Origin of the sequence: Flavobacterium sp. 3HN19-14, assembly GCF_051373205.1 — a bacterium.
Taxonomy (GTDB): domain Bacteria; phylum Bacteroidota; class Bacteroidia; order Flavobacteriales; family Flavobacteriaceae; genus Flavobacterium.
Genome location: NZ_JBPPZT010000001.1, coordinates 1,350,992 through 1,364,733 on the forward strand (window position 1 = coordinate 1,350,992; position 13,742 = coordinate 1,364,733).

14 protein-coding genes and 4 pseudogenes are annotated in these 13,742 nt (G+C 41.9%); 5 read left to right on the forward strand and 13 right to left on the reverse strand.

Annotated features, from left to right (window positions below; translation table 11 throughout):
• Positions 1–112: 112 nt before the first annotated feature.
• From ACSLFW_RS07065 to ACSLFW_RS07110, 10 genes and pseudogenes are all read right to left on the reverse strand, one after another.
• Positions 113–529 carry an ester cyclase gene (locus ACSLFW_RS07065; RefSeq protein WP_436555194.1) on the reverse strand — a complete coding sequence of 139 codons (417 nt, stop codon included), beginning with the start codon at positions 527–529 and terminating at the stop codon, positions 113–115.
• Positions 530–560: 31 nt separating this feature from the next.
• Positions 561–1,055: a hypothetical protein gene (locus tag ACSLFW_RS07070; RefSeq protein WP_436555195.1), complete on the reverse strand. Its 495-nt coding sequence runs from the start codon at positions 1,053–1,055 to the stop codon at positions 561–563.
• Complete coding sequence (locus ACSLFW_RS07075; protein ID WP_436555196.1) at positions 1,055–1,189, reverse strand: hypothetical protein; 135 nt, start codon at positions 1,187–1,189, stop codon at positions 1,055–1,057. The genes ACSLFW_RS07070 and ACSLFW_RS07075 overlap by 1 nt, the downstream gene beginning before the upstream one ends.
• Positions 1,182–2,717, reverse strand: coding sequence for a sensor histidine kinase (locus ACSLFW_RS07080; protein WP_436555197.1), 1,536 nt, complete (start codon positions 2,715–2,717; stop codon positions 1,182–1,184). The genes ACSLFW_RS07075 and ACSLFW_RS07080 overlap by 8 nt, the downstream gene beginning before the upstream one ends.
• A gap of 142 nt (positions 2,718–2,859) precedes the next feature.
• Positions 2,860–3,510 carry a PAS domain-containing protein gene (locus ACSLFW_RS07085; protein ID WP_436555198.1) on the reverse strand — a complete coding sequence of 217 codons (651 nt, stop codon included), beginning with the start codon at positions 3,508–3,510 and terminating at the stop codon, positions 2,860–2,862.
• A 130-nt stretch (positions 3,511–3,640) separates the two neighbouring features.
• Entirely contained in the window at positions 3,641–5,401 is a 1,761-nt protein-coding gene (locus ACSLFW_RS07090; protein WP_436555199.1) for an aromatic amino acid hydroxylase, read from the reverse strand.
• Between the two features lie 320 nt (positions 5,402–5,721).
• Positions 5,722–6,263 (reverse strand): annotated as a pseudogene (locus ACSLFW_RS07095) (DUF4136 domain-containing protein).
• A gap of 107 nt (positions 6,264–6,370) precedes the next feature.
• Positions 6,371–6,538 (reverse strand): hypothetical protein, encoded by a 168-nt coding sequence (locus tag ACSLFW_RS07100; RefSeq protein ID WP_436555200.1) that lies wholly within the window; start codon positions 6,536–6,538, stop codon positions 6,371–6,373.
• Between the two features lie 3 nt (positions 6,539–6,541).
• A pseudogene (locus ACSLFW_RS07105) lies at positions 6,542–8,315 on the reverse strand (hypothetical protein); the annotation flags it as partial.
• Between the two features lie 276 nt (positions 8,316–8,591).
• Positions 8,592–8,777, reverse strand: coding sequence for a DUF5522 domain-containing protein (locus ACSLFW_RS07110; RefSeq protein WP_436555201.1), 186 nt, complete (start codon positions 8,775–8,777; stop codon positions 8,592–8,594).
• 28 nt (positions 8,778–8,805) lie between these two features.
• Here ACSLFW_RS07110 and ACSLFW_RS07115 point away from each other — a divergent pair, with 28 nt between their 5' ends.
• The 4 genes and pseudogenes from ACSLFW_RS07115 (at position 8,806) to hemL (ending at position 12,239) form a co-directional block, all read left to right on the forward strand.
• A complete protein-coding gene (locus tag ACSLFW_RS07115) occupies positions 8,806–9,093 on the forward strand; it encodes a hypothetical protein (RefSeq protein ID WP_436555202.1) in 288 nt (95 codons plus the stop codon).
• A 38-nt stretch (positions 9,094–9,131) separates the two neighbouring features.
• Positions 9,132–10,037, forward strand: coding sequence for a 1-aminocyclopropane-1-carboxylate deaminase/D-cysteine desulfhydrase (locus ACSLFW_RS07120; protein WP_436555203.1), 906 nt, complete (start codon positions 9,132–9,134; stop codon positions 10,035–10,037).
• Positions 10,030–10,905, forward strand: a pseudogene (locus ACSLFW_RS07125) (glucosaminidase domain-containing protein). Before ACSLFW_RS07120 ends, ACSLFW_RS07125 begins: the two are co-directional and overlap by 8 nt.
• A gap of 49 nt (positions 10,906–10,954) precedes the next feature.
• Positions 10,955–12,239, forward strand: a pseudogene (gene hemL / locus ACSLFW_RS07130) (glutamate-1-semialdehyde 2,1-aminomutase).
• 48 nt (positions 12,240–12,287) lie between these two features.
• Here the strand turns inward: hemL and ACSLFW_RS07135 are convergent.
• The 3 genes from ACSLFW_RS07135 to ACSLFW_RS07145 form a co-directional block, all read right to left on the reverse strand.
• The gene (locus ACSLFW_RS07135; RefSeq protein ID WP_436555204.1) at positions 12,288–12,665 is read right to left on the reverse strand and encodes a hypothetical protein; all 378 of its coding nucleotides are present in this window, start codon (positions 12,663–12,665) and stop codon (positions 12,288–12,290) included.
• An 89-nt stretch (positions 12,666–12,754) separates the two neighbouring features.
• Positions 12,755–13,093 (reverse strand): hypothetical protein, encoded by a 339-nt coding sequence (locus ACSLFW_RS07140; protein ID WP_436555205.1) that lies wholly within the window; start codon positions 13,091–13,093, stop codon positions 12,755–12,757.
• A complete protein-coding gene (locus tag ACSLFW_RS07145) occupies positions 13,062–13,193 on the reverse strand; it encodes a hypothetical protein (RefSeq protein WP_436555206.1) in 132 nt (43 codons plus the stop codon). The genes ACSLFW_RS07140 and ACSLFW_RS07145 overlap by 32 nt, the downstream gene beginning before the upstream one ends.
• A gap of 119 nt (positions 13,194–13,312) precedes the next feature.
• Between ACSLFW_RS07145 and ACSLFW_RS07150 the strand changes: the two genes are divergently transcribed.
• Entirely contained in the window at positions 13,313–13,684 is a 372-nt protein-coding gene (locus ACSLFW_RS07150; RefSeq protein WP_436555207.1) for a hypothetical protein, read from the forward strand.
• Positions 13,685–13,742: the final 58 nt, after the last annotated feature.

Here is a 13,742-nt window from a genome sequence, read left to right on the forward strand (position 1 = left end):
CCTTTAAGTCAATAAAGATAAAGAATTATTGCCGAAATGTTTGATTTTAAGGCGCTTTTGGGAAAGTAAGCCGCTGCACATGACATTGCAAATTATATCCCGGCGATCATGGTTAATCAATAAATCCCAATTGTTTCATGATTCTTGTCCTGTCGTAAACCTGCGTATGTCCCGATATTTTTCCATCCAGGAAATGATAAAGCGTTATTCCGTCAGCCTCAATATTTTTATTTGTGGGCGGAATTTCACCGATTGAACCCGTATTTGTTCCGGTCATAATCCATGTTATGGCAACAAGATTTCCGTCGGCTATGGCCGATCTTATTTCAAAATGGATATCCGGAAATGAATCAAAGGAAAAATTCAGGCGTTTCTTAAATTCCTCATGATTGATTGTTTTTCCTTCCCAGGGATTGGAATTATCCAGATAGATCGTATATTCCGATGCGACATATTTTGAAATGGCTGCAATGTTTTTCTCATTCCAGACTTCCTGCATGAATGCCTTCAGCAATACTTCATTGTTCATTTTGTACAGATTGGATTTCTTTTATTATAATTCATAAACCATAAATATCCTGATAACGCCTGAATATGGCTTTTAATTCATCATTCAGGCTGTCAGAATAAATTTGCAATTCTTTTTTGAGCCTGATTCCGCTGACCTTCAAAATGTATTCATCGCTTTTAATGAATAAATTTTCTGCCCTGTAATAATTGGTGTCATAAGGTAATGGTTGATTATTAAGGGAAACGACAAATGTCAATGAAGCATTTAAACTTCCACGGCGGGAATTGTTTTTTAATAAAAATAGTATTATCTCGTCATTATAGTACATCGTCGCATCAACAAACCTGCCCGATTCGGCCCTGAAACCATTAAAAGATGATTCTGAAAATTTAATTTCAATGTGGTTTAAAGCAACGTCTGAGAATGAGCTTAAAATTTTTTGCCCGATAATCTTATTGTTTCGTTTCTTAAAAAAATGATAGCAAAAGAGCCCAAAATAAAATGCAAGAAAATAAGCGGCGATATAAATTATTGGATTTTGCATTACAATTTATATGGCGACTGTCTGGCACGAAAACCAGGTTTATCGTTTCCGTATGCGGCGAAGCCATCAAGCGAGAGCCATTCTTCTAAAATCAGTTGTCGCATCGTGCGTGTTTTATCAGCATTATCAGACACTTGTTCCTTTCTGCTGCAAAGGAAGTATTATGGTGAATGCCGCACCTTTATCCGAACTCCCGTCAGCAATGATGCTTCCGCCATGGCGTTCTACAATTTTCTTGCAAAGCGACAATCCCAAACCGGTGCCTTCGTAGGAATCTTTAGAATTAAGGCGGCTGAAGGTTTCAAATATGCGATTGGCATGCTCGGGTTCAAATCCGATTCCGTTATCGGCTAAAATGATTTTCGAGAAACTTTCATCATGCTCAAAAATGTTCGTTGACGTTATTGTTATTTGCGGCGGTATACCTTCTTTCGCGAATTTGATAGAATTGTTGATGAGGTTGTAGAAAAGTTGGTAAAGCAGTACCAATGCGCCTTCCAGTGTTGGCAGATCGGAATGCATTATTGTTCCGCCGGTTTCCTGCAATGCAAGTTCCAGATCGGTTTCAATGTTTTTTATGACTTCATTCAGGTTTACAGATTCAATCTTATGCGTGCTTGCATTTGTGGTGGAGTAAGCCAATACGCCGTCAATCATGTTGAACATGCCGGCCGTAGCAACGTGGATTCTTTCAATATAGCGCGTTCCCGTATCACTGAGTTTGCCGTCAAATTCCTGCTCAAGCCGTCCGATAAACGTTTTTATTTTACGGATTGGCTCTTTTAAATCGTGCGAAGCGACGTGGGCAAATTGTTGCAAATCTTCATTCGAACGTTGTAATTCTTTCGTACGCTTGTTGACTTGCTGCTCCAGCGTTTCAGACAATATCCGGAAGTGATTTTCACTTTCTTCGAGTTTTTTTCGCGCTTCAACTTGTTCTGAAACGTCAACGCCGATACTGAGCAGGCTCTCGACTTCGCCGTCATTTCCATATAAAGCTTTTATCGAAAAGCTGTAATAACCGTCTTTTGAAACACCGTTTTCAATAAATGTGATAGGTGCTTCTGAGAAACTAACCGTGCCGCCTTTTTCATACCTGTCCTTCAAAAGCGCAATCACTTGTTGGTCTTCCAGCTCTGGCGCAGCTTCGGCTACGGATTTACCAATAATTGATGCGTCTTTTCCCCAGTATTTCAGTGTAAGTTCATTGGCAATTTCGATAATTAAATCCCGTCCCTGAAACAATGTTGCCGCAACTGGTGCCTGCAGCAGCATTTCACGGAAACGCCTTTCGCTTTCTTCGAGTTGTTTCCTTCCTTCAACTTGTTCGGTGACGTCAATTGCTACCTGTATCATGCCGGTTATCTTTCCGTTTTCAATCAAAGGGCGGTAGGCGAGGTTGTAATAGTAATTTTTTATTGTACCGGTGCGGTTATGCGGAACAAGCACTTCGTTCTGGTCGAATGCAATGCCTTCGTGGTATACTTTTTTTACCTGCTCCCAGACGTATTGTCCTTCTAATTCGGGTAAAACAGCTATCAATGGCTGACCGATAATTTTGTCACTGCGGCCTATGAATTCGAGCATTTTTATATTGATTTGCTCAATCACCAGATTATCGCCCATAAGTACCAGTGTCGCGGCGGGTGTTTGATCAATCATCGATTTCAGGCTGGTTTTGCTTTGCTGCAGTTTTTCTTCAGCCTGCTTGATTTCGGTGATGTCGCGGGTTATTCCGGCAATCGCTTCGACTTCTCCGTTTTCATTAATGACAGGGCCAAAATATAATCATAAACACGCGAGCCTAATGCTGCATGCGGAAACGAAACTGTTCCGCGGATTGTTTTTTGCGTTGTAACAACTTCGTCAATTTCGCGTTCGTGCATGAGCGCGTGCCATTCTTCATAACCGTTTTCACGCAGGCCTTTCCCAATGGCTTCTTCTGCAGTTTTCCCCACATAGCGAGCAGCGCCTTATTGGCATAAACAAAATCGTAGGACGGACTGAACACATAAACTAAGTCAGGAGTAGTATCAATGATCGAATCGTAAAGCCTTTTTTGTTCTCCTAATGCAATTTCTGCCTGTTTGCGCTCGGTAATATCTTCTGTCGTGACTACCAGTAATTCCGCTTGTTTTACGGCCGTAAATCGGAACCAGTATTTCATGCCTTCGCCATCATACCATTGCTCAAAATTATCGGCAATACCTGTTTCAGCCACGGCAATAAATTTTTTAAGGATGCCGGTAGCTTTAACCATAGGAAATAAATCTCCATACAATTTGCCTTTGTAATCAATATCGCCAATCCAATTGCGCGTATACGCATTAAATAGTAAAATGGAGAAATCTGTAACTTTTCCTTTTGAATCATGAACCGGCTGCATTACAGCGATACCGTTGGGTGCGGTATCAAAAACAGTTTGTAACAGGTCGTAGTTTTCGGCAAATTCCATTGGCAGTATTTTATGTCTGGGGAGCGCTATAAGCTAAATTAACGAAATTGCCGCAGATTTGCAACTGCAATAAATAAAAAATCCCGTCAGTTTTGATGCGGACGGGATACTTTAATTATATGCGAAGGCACTAGTTCACGCTTTCATTCTCAAAAATCAATTCCAGTCCATTCGTAATCAAATGCGCAATTTCCGGGCGTGTTTCTTTTAATTTCTCCAGGTGAATCAGGACTTCCTGAATGATTTCAGTGTTATTATGCTCCTTGAGTAATTCGGCAATTTCGAGTGATAAAAGCCAGTCTTTCGGATGGTCAATCTTTACAGAATAAAATATGTTTTTTAAAGAAGATGAAGTCCCTTCGCCATTGCGGATATTCCTGACCGCTTTATATAGATTTTCAAGTTCGGTACGTTCTTCTGATTGCTTTGCTTTGATTGTTTTGCTCGAAGGGACATGCGTAATCAAATCAAAACTGCGAACGTCTGCAGGGCCAGAAAATGCCGAAACGACTTTCTTGCCGACAGCCATATCATAAATGCCCCATTCCGGCTGGAATAAGATAGTTTCTCCATGAGTGACAGTGCAATTTTTAAAACTGATGATGATGATTTCGCCTTGCAGATTTCTTGAACCAGTGATGATTTCGCCTTTTACGGTGATATCGCCTTCGAATTCCAAAGTCACGCTTTCGGCTTCGTAAATATTGTAGGCTTTCAGATCGCGCGGACTCATATCCTCAATCGCCAGATTAATGCCTTTGAGTTTCCCGACCGGGCTTCCGAAACCATCTTTGTGTGTAATCGTTCCGTGCCCGACCAATTCTTTTTCGCGGTAAGAAAGCGCCGTTTTTCCTGCTGTTTGTATGTAAATCGGTTTGCCTTCATGTTCAATCACTTTCGTAAAAACACCTGAAACCTGCAATCCGGTACTCAATTCAATCGTACCCAAAGCGTTCGAATCAATCAGTTTTTGTATGCCTGAAAGCCCGCCTGTGCGCAACGCCATCGTATTCGCAAATTCCTCCAGAACCTGACTCAGATAAGCAAAATCCGGCGTTACAAAAAGTTGCGGTTGTGGTTTTGTAATGTCAAAACTCTGCTCTGCGGCTTCAATCGAATAGGGCAGTTTTTGCACGGCATCGGTCATGCACCATGCACTTTCCCCAATTGATGAAAGCAATCCTGCGCCATAAATTTTCGGGTTTTCCAAATCGCCGATCAAACCATATTCCACCGTCCACCAATGCAAATTCCTGATGCGCGCCATTTCAGACATTACACCCATATTGTTCTGCAGATCTTCAACGGCTTTTTCTGCTGCGTCGATTTCAGCTTTTGGCGTGCCTTCTGCTTCCTTTAAAATCGAAAGCAATCGAATCGCCTCATACATTTCATAATCTTTATGCGAAGAAATCGCCTTGCAGCCAATCTCGCCAAATCGTCTCAAATATTCTGCATATTCCGGATTCGCGATAATCGGCGCATGCCCGGCTCCTTCGTGGATGATATCCGGTGCAGGCGTATATTCAATGTGTTCCAATTGACGGATGTCAGACGCAATCACAAGTACATTATAAGCCTGGAATTCCATAAAAGCGTTCGGCGGAATAAACCCGTCAACAGCCACAGCCGCCCAGCCGATTTCCTTCAAAATGCGGTTCATGCCATACATATTCGGAATATTGTCGACTTCGAGTCCGGTTTTCTTCAAACCATCGAGGTACGAACTGTGCGCCACTTTCGACAGATAATCCACATTTTTACGCATCACATACCGCCAAACCGCCTGATTAATCGGCGTATAATCGTCGTAATCCTGTGGCTTGATGAACTGCTTTAAATGTGTCGGTAATCTGTCAATCAGTGGGTTGCTTTCAAATTCGGCTTCCATATTTTGAGGTAAATTATGATATGGTAAAGTTAAGTTTTTTGAAGCTGTTTCCGGCTGTCCATTCCAAGTTTTTTTGTCAACCGCTATTTTTTGCGGTGGAAAAGAGCTCCTGCGTCGCTTTTTTTCCACCGCAAAAAATAGGGGTTGCCGGCAAAAAGCTTTCTATTGCCATCCGGGCTCGGGCTAGGGCAATCTGGTTTATAATGACATTTCCGGTTAAGACCTAACAGGTTTCCAAAACCTGTTAGGTCTCTCAAAACCACCACAAAAAAAACCGGAACATTGCTGCTCCGGTCAAACTATGTAAAAGGGGTTATTAATTACTTTTTTGAATTCGGAGGATATTGCGCCAGTATCTTAGCCACAAAATCCTTCACGACTTTGTCTTTTTTATCGACGTCTTTTGTCAATTCTCCGGTGCCTTCTCCCTGCCAGACCAGTTCTTTTTTCTTCGCGTCAATCAAATCAATGTAAAGCGTTCCCTGCGTTGAAGATGTTACAGTCGTGCGTCCGCCCCAACCATAAGGATTCCAGCCGTAGCCCCAGCCATAACCCCAACCGGCATTGAACTGGTTCACGTCGACCTGCTCGCGCGATTTGGTGAAAATATTTACGAGAATGTCTGGTTTTTCGCTTTTTGTAAAACCTTTTGCGGTCATTTCATCTTCAATTGCGTGCAAGATTCTTTTTTGTCTAAATCGGAAATCTCGACTTTATCAACTCCGGCCTTGTAAAAAGCATAAGTTTTGAATTGCGAAAAATCGACTTTCTTGTCATAATCGTGTGCCACCTGAACCGAACAGCAGGAGCTTAAAAGTACCAGAAGCATCAGCGGAACCGATAGGATTGTTTTTGTTTTCATATATGCAAAATTTATTTTTTAGTGATCATATATGTTATCGCCTTTTATTTAATGGTATTTGCTTGCGCAAATTTCTTTATTGTGGCGATTTCATAGTATTTATCATATTAATTTTTATTTCTCTTTTCCTGAAAACTACGAACCACGGCCACCACATTTATGATAATCGAAGCCAGCAATAAAGCGTATCTTACATAAATGTTGATTGGAAGGTAAATCCCGCCAACCAAAAGCAGTGCGCCCAGAACCATTAACGATAAGCTGTTTGCTTTCATAATTTAAAAATCCAGAAGCGTGTCGTCGACTATATTCGGGATGGTGATTTTCAATAAGGGTTGCGTTTCCATCGCCCTTTTTATGGCGAAGATCGCGCCTTCGTTTCTGGCCCAGCTTCTTCTTGAAATCCCATTGTTGACATCCCAGAAAAGCATTGATTCCAAACGCCTTGACGCTTCTTTAGAGCCATCAAGAACCATACCAAATCCGCCGTTAATGACCTCGCCCAACCAACGCCGCCGCCATTGTGGATGCTCACCCAGGTTGCTCCGCGAAAGCTGTCGCCGATGACATTCTGAATCGCCATATCGGCTGTAAATCTTGAGCCGTCATAAATGTTAGAAGTCTCCCTGTAAGGCGAATCTGTTCCCGAAACATCGTGGTGATCGCGGCCTAAAATCACATAACCTATTTCGCCGTTGGCAATTGCCTTGTTGAACGCTTCGGCGATTTTGATGCGGCCTTCAGCGTCAGCGTATAAAATTCGAGCTTGTGAACCAACGACCAGTTTATTTTGCTGGGCACCTTTGATCCATTGGATGTTGTCTTTTAATTGCTGTTGGATTTCATTTGGTGCATCTTCAGCCAAATCCTCCAAAACTTTGCACGCAATGTCATCCGTTTTCTGTAAATCTTCCGGATTTCCGGATGCACAAACCCACCGGAATAGGCCGAATCCATAATCAAAACACATCGGCCCCATAATGTCCTGTACATAACTAGGATATTTGAAATCGATACCGTTTTCAGCCATCACATCAGCGCCGGCACGTGAACTTTCAAGCAAAAAGGCGTTTCCGTAATCAAAGAAATAAGTGCCTTTTGCGGTATTTTTATTGATGGCTGCAGCGTGGCGTCTTAAACTTTCCTGCACTTTTTCACGGAACAATTCCGATTTTCAGCCATCATCTCATTCGATTCCTCAAATGAAATCCCGACCGGATAATAACCGCCCGCCCACGGATTGTGCAGCGAAGTCTGGTCTGAACCCAAATCAATATGTAAATTTTCTTCATCAAAACGTTCCCAGACATCAACGACGTTTCCGAGATATGCCAGCGAAATCACTTCTTTTCCGGCCTGCGCTTTTTTGACGCGTTGCACCAATTCGTCTATGTTTTCAAAAACTTCATTGATCCAACCTTGGGAATGTCGAATGTGTGTAATCTTCGGATTCACTTCGGCGCAGACCGTAATACAACCCGCAATATTTCCGGCTTTTGGCTGCGCGCCACTCATACCGCCCAATCCGGATGTGACAAATAAAGAGCCTGATGGAGATTTTCTGATTTTCCTGAAACCGTTCAAAACTGTAATTGTCGTTCCGTGAACAATGCCTTGCAGCCCAATATACATATAACTTCCCGCCGTCATCTGTCCGTATTGCGAAACGCCAAGCGCGTTGAATTTCTCCCAATCATCCGGTTTCGAATAATTCGGGATCATCATTCCATTAGTAACCACAACCCTTGGCGCGTCACGGTGCGACGGAAACAATCCCATCGGATGCCCCGAATACATTGCCAAAGTCTGCTCTTCGGTCATTTCTGCCAAATACTGCATCGTCAGTAAATACTGCGCCCAGTTCTGAAAAACCGCGCCATTTCCGCCATACGTAATCAACTCATGCGGATGCTGCGCCACGGCATAATCAAGGTTGTTCTGTATCATCAGCATGATGGCTTTCGCCTGCTCGCATTTTCCCGGATATTCGTCAATCGGGCGCGCATACATCTTATAATCCGGAACACAAACGGTACATATAAATGCGGCCATAAGTGTTCAATTCTTCTGAAAATTCCTTAGCCAATTCGGCATGGTCTTTGGCATCGAAATAACGAAGCGCATTGCGGATTGCCAGTTTTTTTTCTTCTGCAGAAAGGATTTCCTTTCGTTTCGGTGCGTGGTTGATATCGGTTTCGTAAGGCTTTGGCTGTGGTAAAACAGATGGAATTCCTTGTTTTATTTGTTCTTTGAAAGTCATTAGTTGAGATTTAAAGATTGTAAGATTTAAAGATTAGAATTAAGGGCTGCATTGCATTATCTCATTTTCTAATTATCTGATTTTCTAATTGTATTTGTTTTTTTGTCAAATCCGTACGGGCAATGGCGGCAGCCGCTTTTGCAGCAATAACCGCGTTTGAGGTGGAATTTCTCTGTGAAACACTTGTAACCTTCGGGCGTATAATAGAAATCTTCGCCCTCGATTGGTTTATTTTCGTTATTTTGCTCGTACATGAAAGCAAAAATATAAACTTTATAACGAATGTATATTGTCGTTGCGAAATATTTAATTCCGGAAGGATATGCGGCATTGACGGTATTTCCCTTTGTAGTTTTACGCGAAAGTGAAAGCCAACAAAATTTGGTTTTGATGCAGCATGAACAAATCCACATCAGGCAGCAACTCGAAATGTTGGTGATTGCTTTCTTTTTATGGTATTTTGCGGAATATTTGTTTGGATTGATTCGGTTTGGAAATCATAATTTGGCCTACCGCAATATTTCATTCGAAAAGAAGCTTACGCGAATGAGAAAAACCCGCAATTTTTAAAACAAAGACGATTCTGGAATTTCCTGAAATACATTTAAATGACAACTGATAACCAATTTATTTTTCGGGACGAAGACACGAATATCGAGCTTTTCATCAAACGTGAAGATTTGATACATCGGTTTGTTTCGGGCAATAAATTCCGCAAACTGAAATACAATCTGCTTCAGGCAAATGCCGAAAATAAGAAAGTTTTGCTGACTTTCGGAGGCGCTTTTTCCAACCACATCGCTGCGGTCGCTTTTGCTGCAAAAGCCGATAATTTCGAATCAGTCGGCATCATACGCGGCGACGAAATTGGTGATAAGATTGTTGACAATCCGACACTTTCGTTTGCGCAACAAAACGGAATGCGGTTTAAATTTGTAACAAGGGAAGCATACAGGCAAAAGGAAGAAACTGATTTCATCGAAAACCTGAAAGCAGAATTCGGTAATTTTTACCTGATTCCTGAAGGCGGAACGAATGATTTGGCAGTGAAAGGCTGCGAAGAAATCCTGACTGAAACCGACCGCAATTTTGATTTCATCTGTTGTGCTGTCGGAACAGGCGGAACGATTTCCGGAATCATCAACAGCACATCTCCAAACCAGAAGGTTTTGGGATTTCCGGCGTTAAAAGGCGATTTCCTCAAAAATGAAATTTGTAAATTTGCGCGAAATTCGAATTGGGAACTGATAAACGACTATCATTTTGGTGGTTATGGAAAAATCGATGAAAATCTGATTGCGTTCATCAACGATTTTTCTGAAAAATATCACATTCCGCTTGATCCGGTTTATACGGGAAAGATGGTTTTTGGCGTTATGGATTTAATCCGAAAAGATTATTTCCCTGAAAATTCAAAAATTCTGATGATCCACACCGGTGGATTACAGGGAATTCAAGGCATGAACATCAAATTGAAGCATAAGAAATTACCATTAATTAATACCCATGTTTAAAAAAACACTGTTACTCCTGACGTTTTTACTGTCACTCGCGGCTTGTCATTCTACGCAACCGGTAGTTAGGACTTATAAAAAAGTGCCTGCAAAACCCAGAGTGGTGAGGACAAAGCCTGTTTCGAATACGAAAAACAACACTTCCGTAGCGCAGCAAACACCAAAAACCGAAACACGCACAACTGAAGTGATTGAATCGACTTCAAAAACTGTCGTTTACAGCGATGTTGTCAATGGATATGTTGGTAAATTCAAGGATATCGCGATGGGCAATATGAAAACTTACGGCATTCCCGCAAGCATCATTCTGGCGCAGGGAATCCTTGAGTCTGGTGCAGGGAAAGGCGATCTGGCCTTGAGCGCCAACAATCATTTCGGTATCAAATGCCACGCCGACTGAACCGGTGAAACCGTAACCCACGACGATGACTCTGAGCAGGAATGTTTCAGGAAATACAAAGATCCTGCAGATTCTTACCGCGATCACGCATTGTTCCTGACTTCAAGAAATCGTTACGCCGGCCTTTTCAATTTGCCGAAAGGCGATTATCAGGCATGGGCGAAAGGCTTACGCGCTGCAGGATACGCGACCGATCCAAAATATCCGGACAAATTGATTTCTTACATTGAGCGCTATAATTTACATCAGTATGACGCGCAGGTACTCGGACTCGAATATGTGCCGATTGACCAACCTGTAAAAACTTCCAGTTCAGGCGCGATTTCTCAGGACAATACGTATGAAGTCCAGAAAGGTGATACCTTATATTCTATCTCTAAAAAATTCAATTTAACCGTTGATGAACTGCGTCAGAAAAATAACCTTTCTGACAATGCCATCTCCATCGGACAAAAGCTCAGGGTTTAACGAAATATAAAACCCAGAACCATAGAACCTAATATCTTAAACCCAAAAAATGTTATACCAAAGAAGCAGTCAACTTTTTGTTGAAGCAGAAAAAGTAATTCCGGGCGGCGTCAATTCGCCGGTTCGCGCATTTCGTGCAGTAGGAGGAACGCCAATTTTCGCCAAAAGCGCCAAAGGTGCTTATTTATATGACGAAGACGGTAACAGGCTCATCGATTATATCAATTCATGGGGCCGATGGTACTCGGGCACGCTTATCAGCCTGTCGTTGACGCGGTAATTGAAAAGGCCAAACTCGGTACTTCGTTCGGAATGCCAACAGAATTAGAAACACAAATCGCCACTTTGGCAGTCAGCATGGTTCCGGGAATTGATAAAATCAGGTTTGTGAATTCGGGTACAGAGGCTTGTATGAGTGCAATCCGTCTCGCGAGAGGATTTACAAAGAAAGACAAAATCATAAAATTCGCCGGTTGCTATCACGGGCACTCCGATTCATTTTTGATTCAGGCAGGAAGCGGAGCGGTAACTTTCGGATCGCCCAACAGTCCGGGTGTTACGGCGGGAACAGCAAAAGATACACTACTTGCAGCTTACAATGATTTGGAAAATGTACGCACGTTAATCGACGCCAATAAAAATGAAATCGCCGCGATAATCGTAGAGCCGGTTCCGGGAAATATGGGCTGCATTCCGCCAAAAGATGGGTTTTTAGAAGGATTAAGAAAATTATGTTCAGAGAATGATATTCTATTGATTTTCGATGAAGTCATGACAGGTTTCCGCCTGGCAAGAGGCGGTGTTCAGGAATTATTCAATATCAAAGCAGATATCGTTTGCTTCGGAAAAGTGATTGGCGGCGGACTTCCGGTTGGTGCTTTCGCAGCGCGTGCCGAAATCATGAACCAATTGGCGCCTTTAGGGCAGGTTTATCAGGCTGGGACTTTATCAGGAAATCCACTTGCAATGGCAGCTGGATTGGCGATGTTAAAAGCCCTGAATGAAGATGAAGCAATTTTCAAGCGGCTCGAAGAAAAACAGCTTATCTGGAAGCAGGAATCCATAAAGTTTTAAAAAATAATAATATCGTATATACAATAAACCGCGTCGGTTCAATGATTTCGGTGCATTTTGATGAAAATCCTGTGACTGATTTTAAGTCTGCAGCAAAAGGTGATAACGAAACTTTCCGCAAATTCTTCCACGGATTGCTGGCAGAAGGCGTCTATATTGCACCATCAGCTTACGAAACATGGTTCATCACAGATGCGCTCACTTATGAAGATTTAGATTTTACAATCAACGCCATAGATAAAGTTTCCAAAACTTTATAGCATAAAAAAAGTCCCGTTGTAGCGGGACTTTTTATTTGGATTTTATCTTTATTGTCTGATAAGACTCTGATAAAGCGTAGTATTTGCTTTTACTTTCGCAAAAGTTTCGCCATCAAGCGTTGCTTCTAATTTACGTCCGATGATTTCAGAGACTACTTCTTTTCTTTCTGCCGAAGCACCTGCTTCAGTCATCATTCTTTGTTTGGTAACGAAAAGTTCAGTCAGGCTTGCCTGTTTTTCAGGTGTCAGTGTTACAAAAGCTGCCAAATCCTGAATATTTTTCTTTGCTGCTGCTTCGCCGGTGAGTTTCGGAGCCACGGTTGCAGGAATTGCTTTAGCAGGAGCTGCAGTTGCTTTTGCTTTTTTTGCCTGAGCATTTGCACCTAAAGCGAAAAATAATGACAATGCTATGATTAAATTTTTCATTTTATATAAGAATTAATGGTTTTTAATTACGTCAAATCTAATTATTTTAGATAACAATCACAAATTATTTTAATTTTCTAACTATTCTTTTACTTTCTGTGATGCGGTTTGCCGCCGTGCATTTTCTTTTGCCTGTGCTGCATCATTTTCTCGAATTTTTCGAGCTGCCCGGCATTCAGGATTTTTTTGAGGCGCTCCTTCATCGCAATCTTTTCATCCAGCATTTTGTTTTTTCGGGCGAATACTTCATCCGAAGTCAGCTTTTTGTCTTTATTCGCTTCTCTTTCTGCTTTCATGGCTTCGCGTTTGGCATCCATTTCGGCAACAATTTTTCCCATTTCCTTCTGCTGTGAAGCATTCAGGTCGAGTTTCAGCGTCAGCGTTTTGAGGCGCAGTTCATTTCGTTGTTCCGGAGTGAACTTTGCCATTTCTGCCCTGTCTCCTTTTCGCGGTCACTTTGGTCACTTCCTGCGCAAATGCCGTCATTCCGACAATCAGTAATGCTGCTGCAATCAATTTTTTCATCATCTATAATTTAAAAGTTATAGTGATAAGACAATAACCGCTAAAAATGGTTTAACCCTACCTGGTTTTTTAGAATAAGTTTAACAACCGCGCCGCCGATTTTATTTTGTAAATTTGGACTGATGAAAAAAATCATAATCATAACCTGCCTTACTTTATTGCTGAAGCCGATCATTCCGGTGATTGAATATGCGGCGAATTATGATTATATCTCAAAAGTCCTCTGCGTCAACAAGGAAAAACCACAGCTGCATTGCAACGGAAAATGCCACCTGATGAAGGAACTTGCCAAAGCCGCCGAAAAGGAAACGCCCGTTTCTTCTGATAAAAAAACATCACATTCCGATTCAGAAATCCTCTTCTTTTTACCGTTGCCGGAATTTACATTCAGGCTTTATAATATTATAAATAGCCAACGTGTTTTTTATGCCGTTGATTTATATTATTATTTAAACGACAAAACTTCCGGTCGTCCGCCGACGTGCATGGCATAAATCCAAATTAGATTTAAAGCAAATCGTCCGCAGTTCCCGGATGACATTTTGCGCACGC

Coding starts and splice junctions, on each gene's coding strand:
- ACSLFW_RS07065 (WP_436555194.1), bottom strand. CDS start 529: ATGAACAATGAAGTATTGCTGAAGGCATTCATGCAGGAAGTCTGGAAT.
- ACSLFW_RS07070 (WP_436555195.1), bottom strand. CDS start 1,055: ATGCAAAATCCAATAATTTATATCGCCGCTTATTTTCTTGCATTTTAT.
- ACSLFW_RS07080 (WP_436555197.1), bottom strand. CDS start 2,717: ATGATTGATCAAACACCCGCCGCGACACTGGTACTTATGGGCGATAAT.
- ACSLFW_RS07085 (WP_436555198.1), bottom strand. CDS start 3,510: ATGGAATTTGCCGAAAACTACGACCTGTTACAAACTGTTTTTGATACC.
- ACSLFW_RS07090 (WP_436555199.1), bottom strand. CDS start 5,401: ATGGAAGCCGAATTTGAAAGCAACCCACTGATTGACAGATTACCGACA.
- ACSLFW_RS07100 (WP_436555200.1), bottom strand. CDS start 6,538: ATGAAAGCAAACAGCTTATCGTTAATGGTTCTGGGCGCACTGCTTTTG.
- ACSLFW_RS07110 (WP_436555201.1), bottom strand. CDS start 8,777: ATGTACGAGCAAAATAACGAAAATAAACCAATCGAGGGCGAAGATTTC.
- ACSLFW_RS07115 (WP_436555202.1), top strand. CDS start 8,806: ATGTATATTGTCGTTGCGAAATATTTAATTCCGGAAGGATATGCGGCA.
- ACSLFW_RS07120 (WP_436555203.1), top strand. CDS start 9,132: ATGACAACTGATAACCAATTTATTTTTCGGGACGAAGACACGAATATC.
- ACSLFW_RS07135 (WP_436555204.1), bottom strand. CDS start 12,665: ATGAAAAATTTAATCATAGCATTGTCATTATTTTTCGCTTTAGGTGCA.
- ACSLFW_RS07140 (WP_436555205.1), bottom strand. CDS start 13,093: ATGGCAAAGTTCACTCCGGAACAACGAAATGAACTGCGCCTCAAAACG.
- ACSLFW_RS07145 (WP_436555206.1), bottom strand. CDS start 13,193: ATGATGAAAAAATTGATTGCAGCAGCATTACTGATTGTCGGAATGACG.
- ACSLFW_RS07150 (WP_436555207.1), top strand. CDS start 13,313: ATGAAAAAAATCATAATCATAACCTGCCTTACTTTATTGCTGAAGCCG.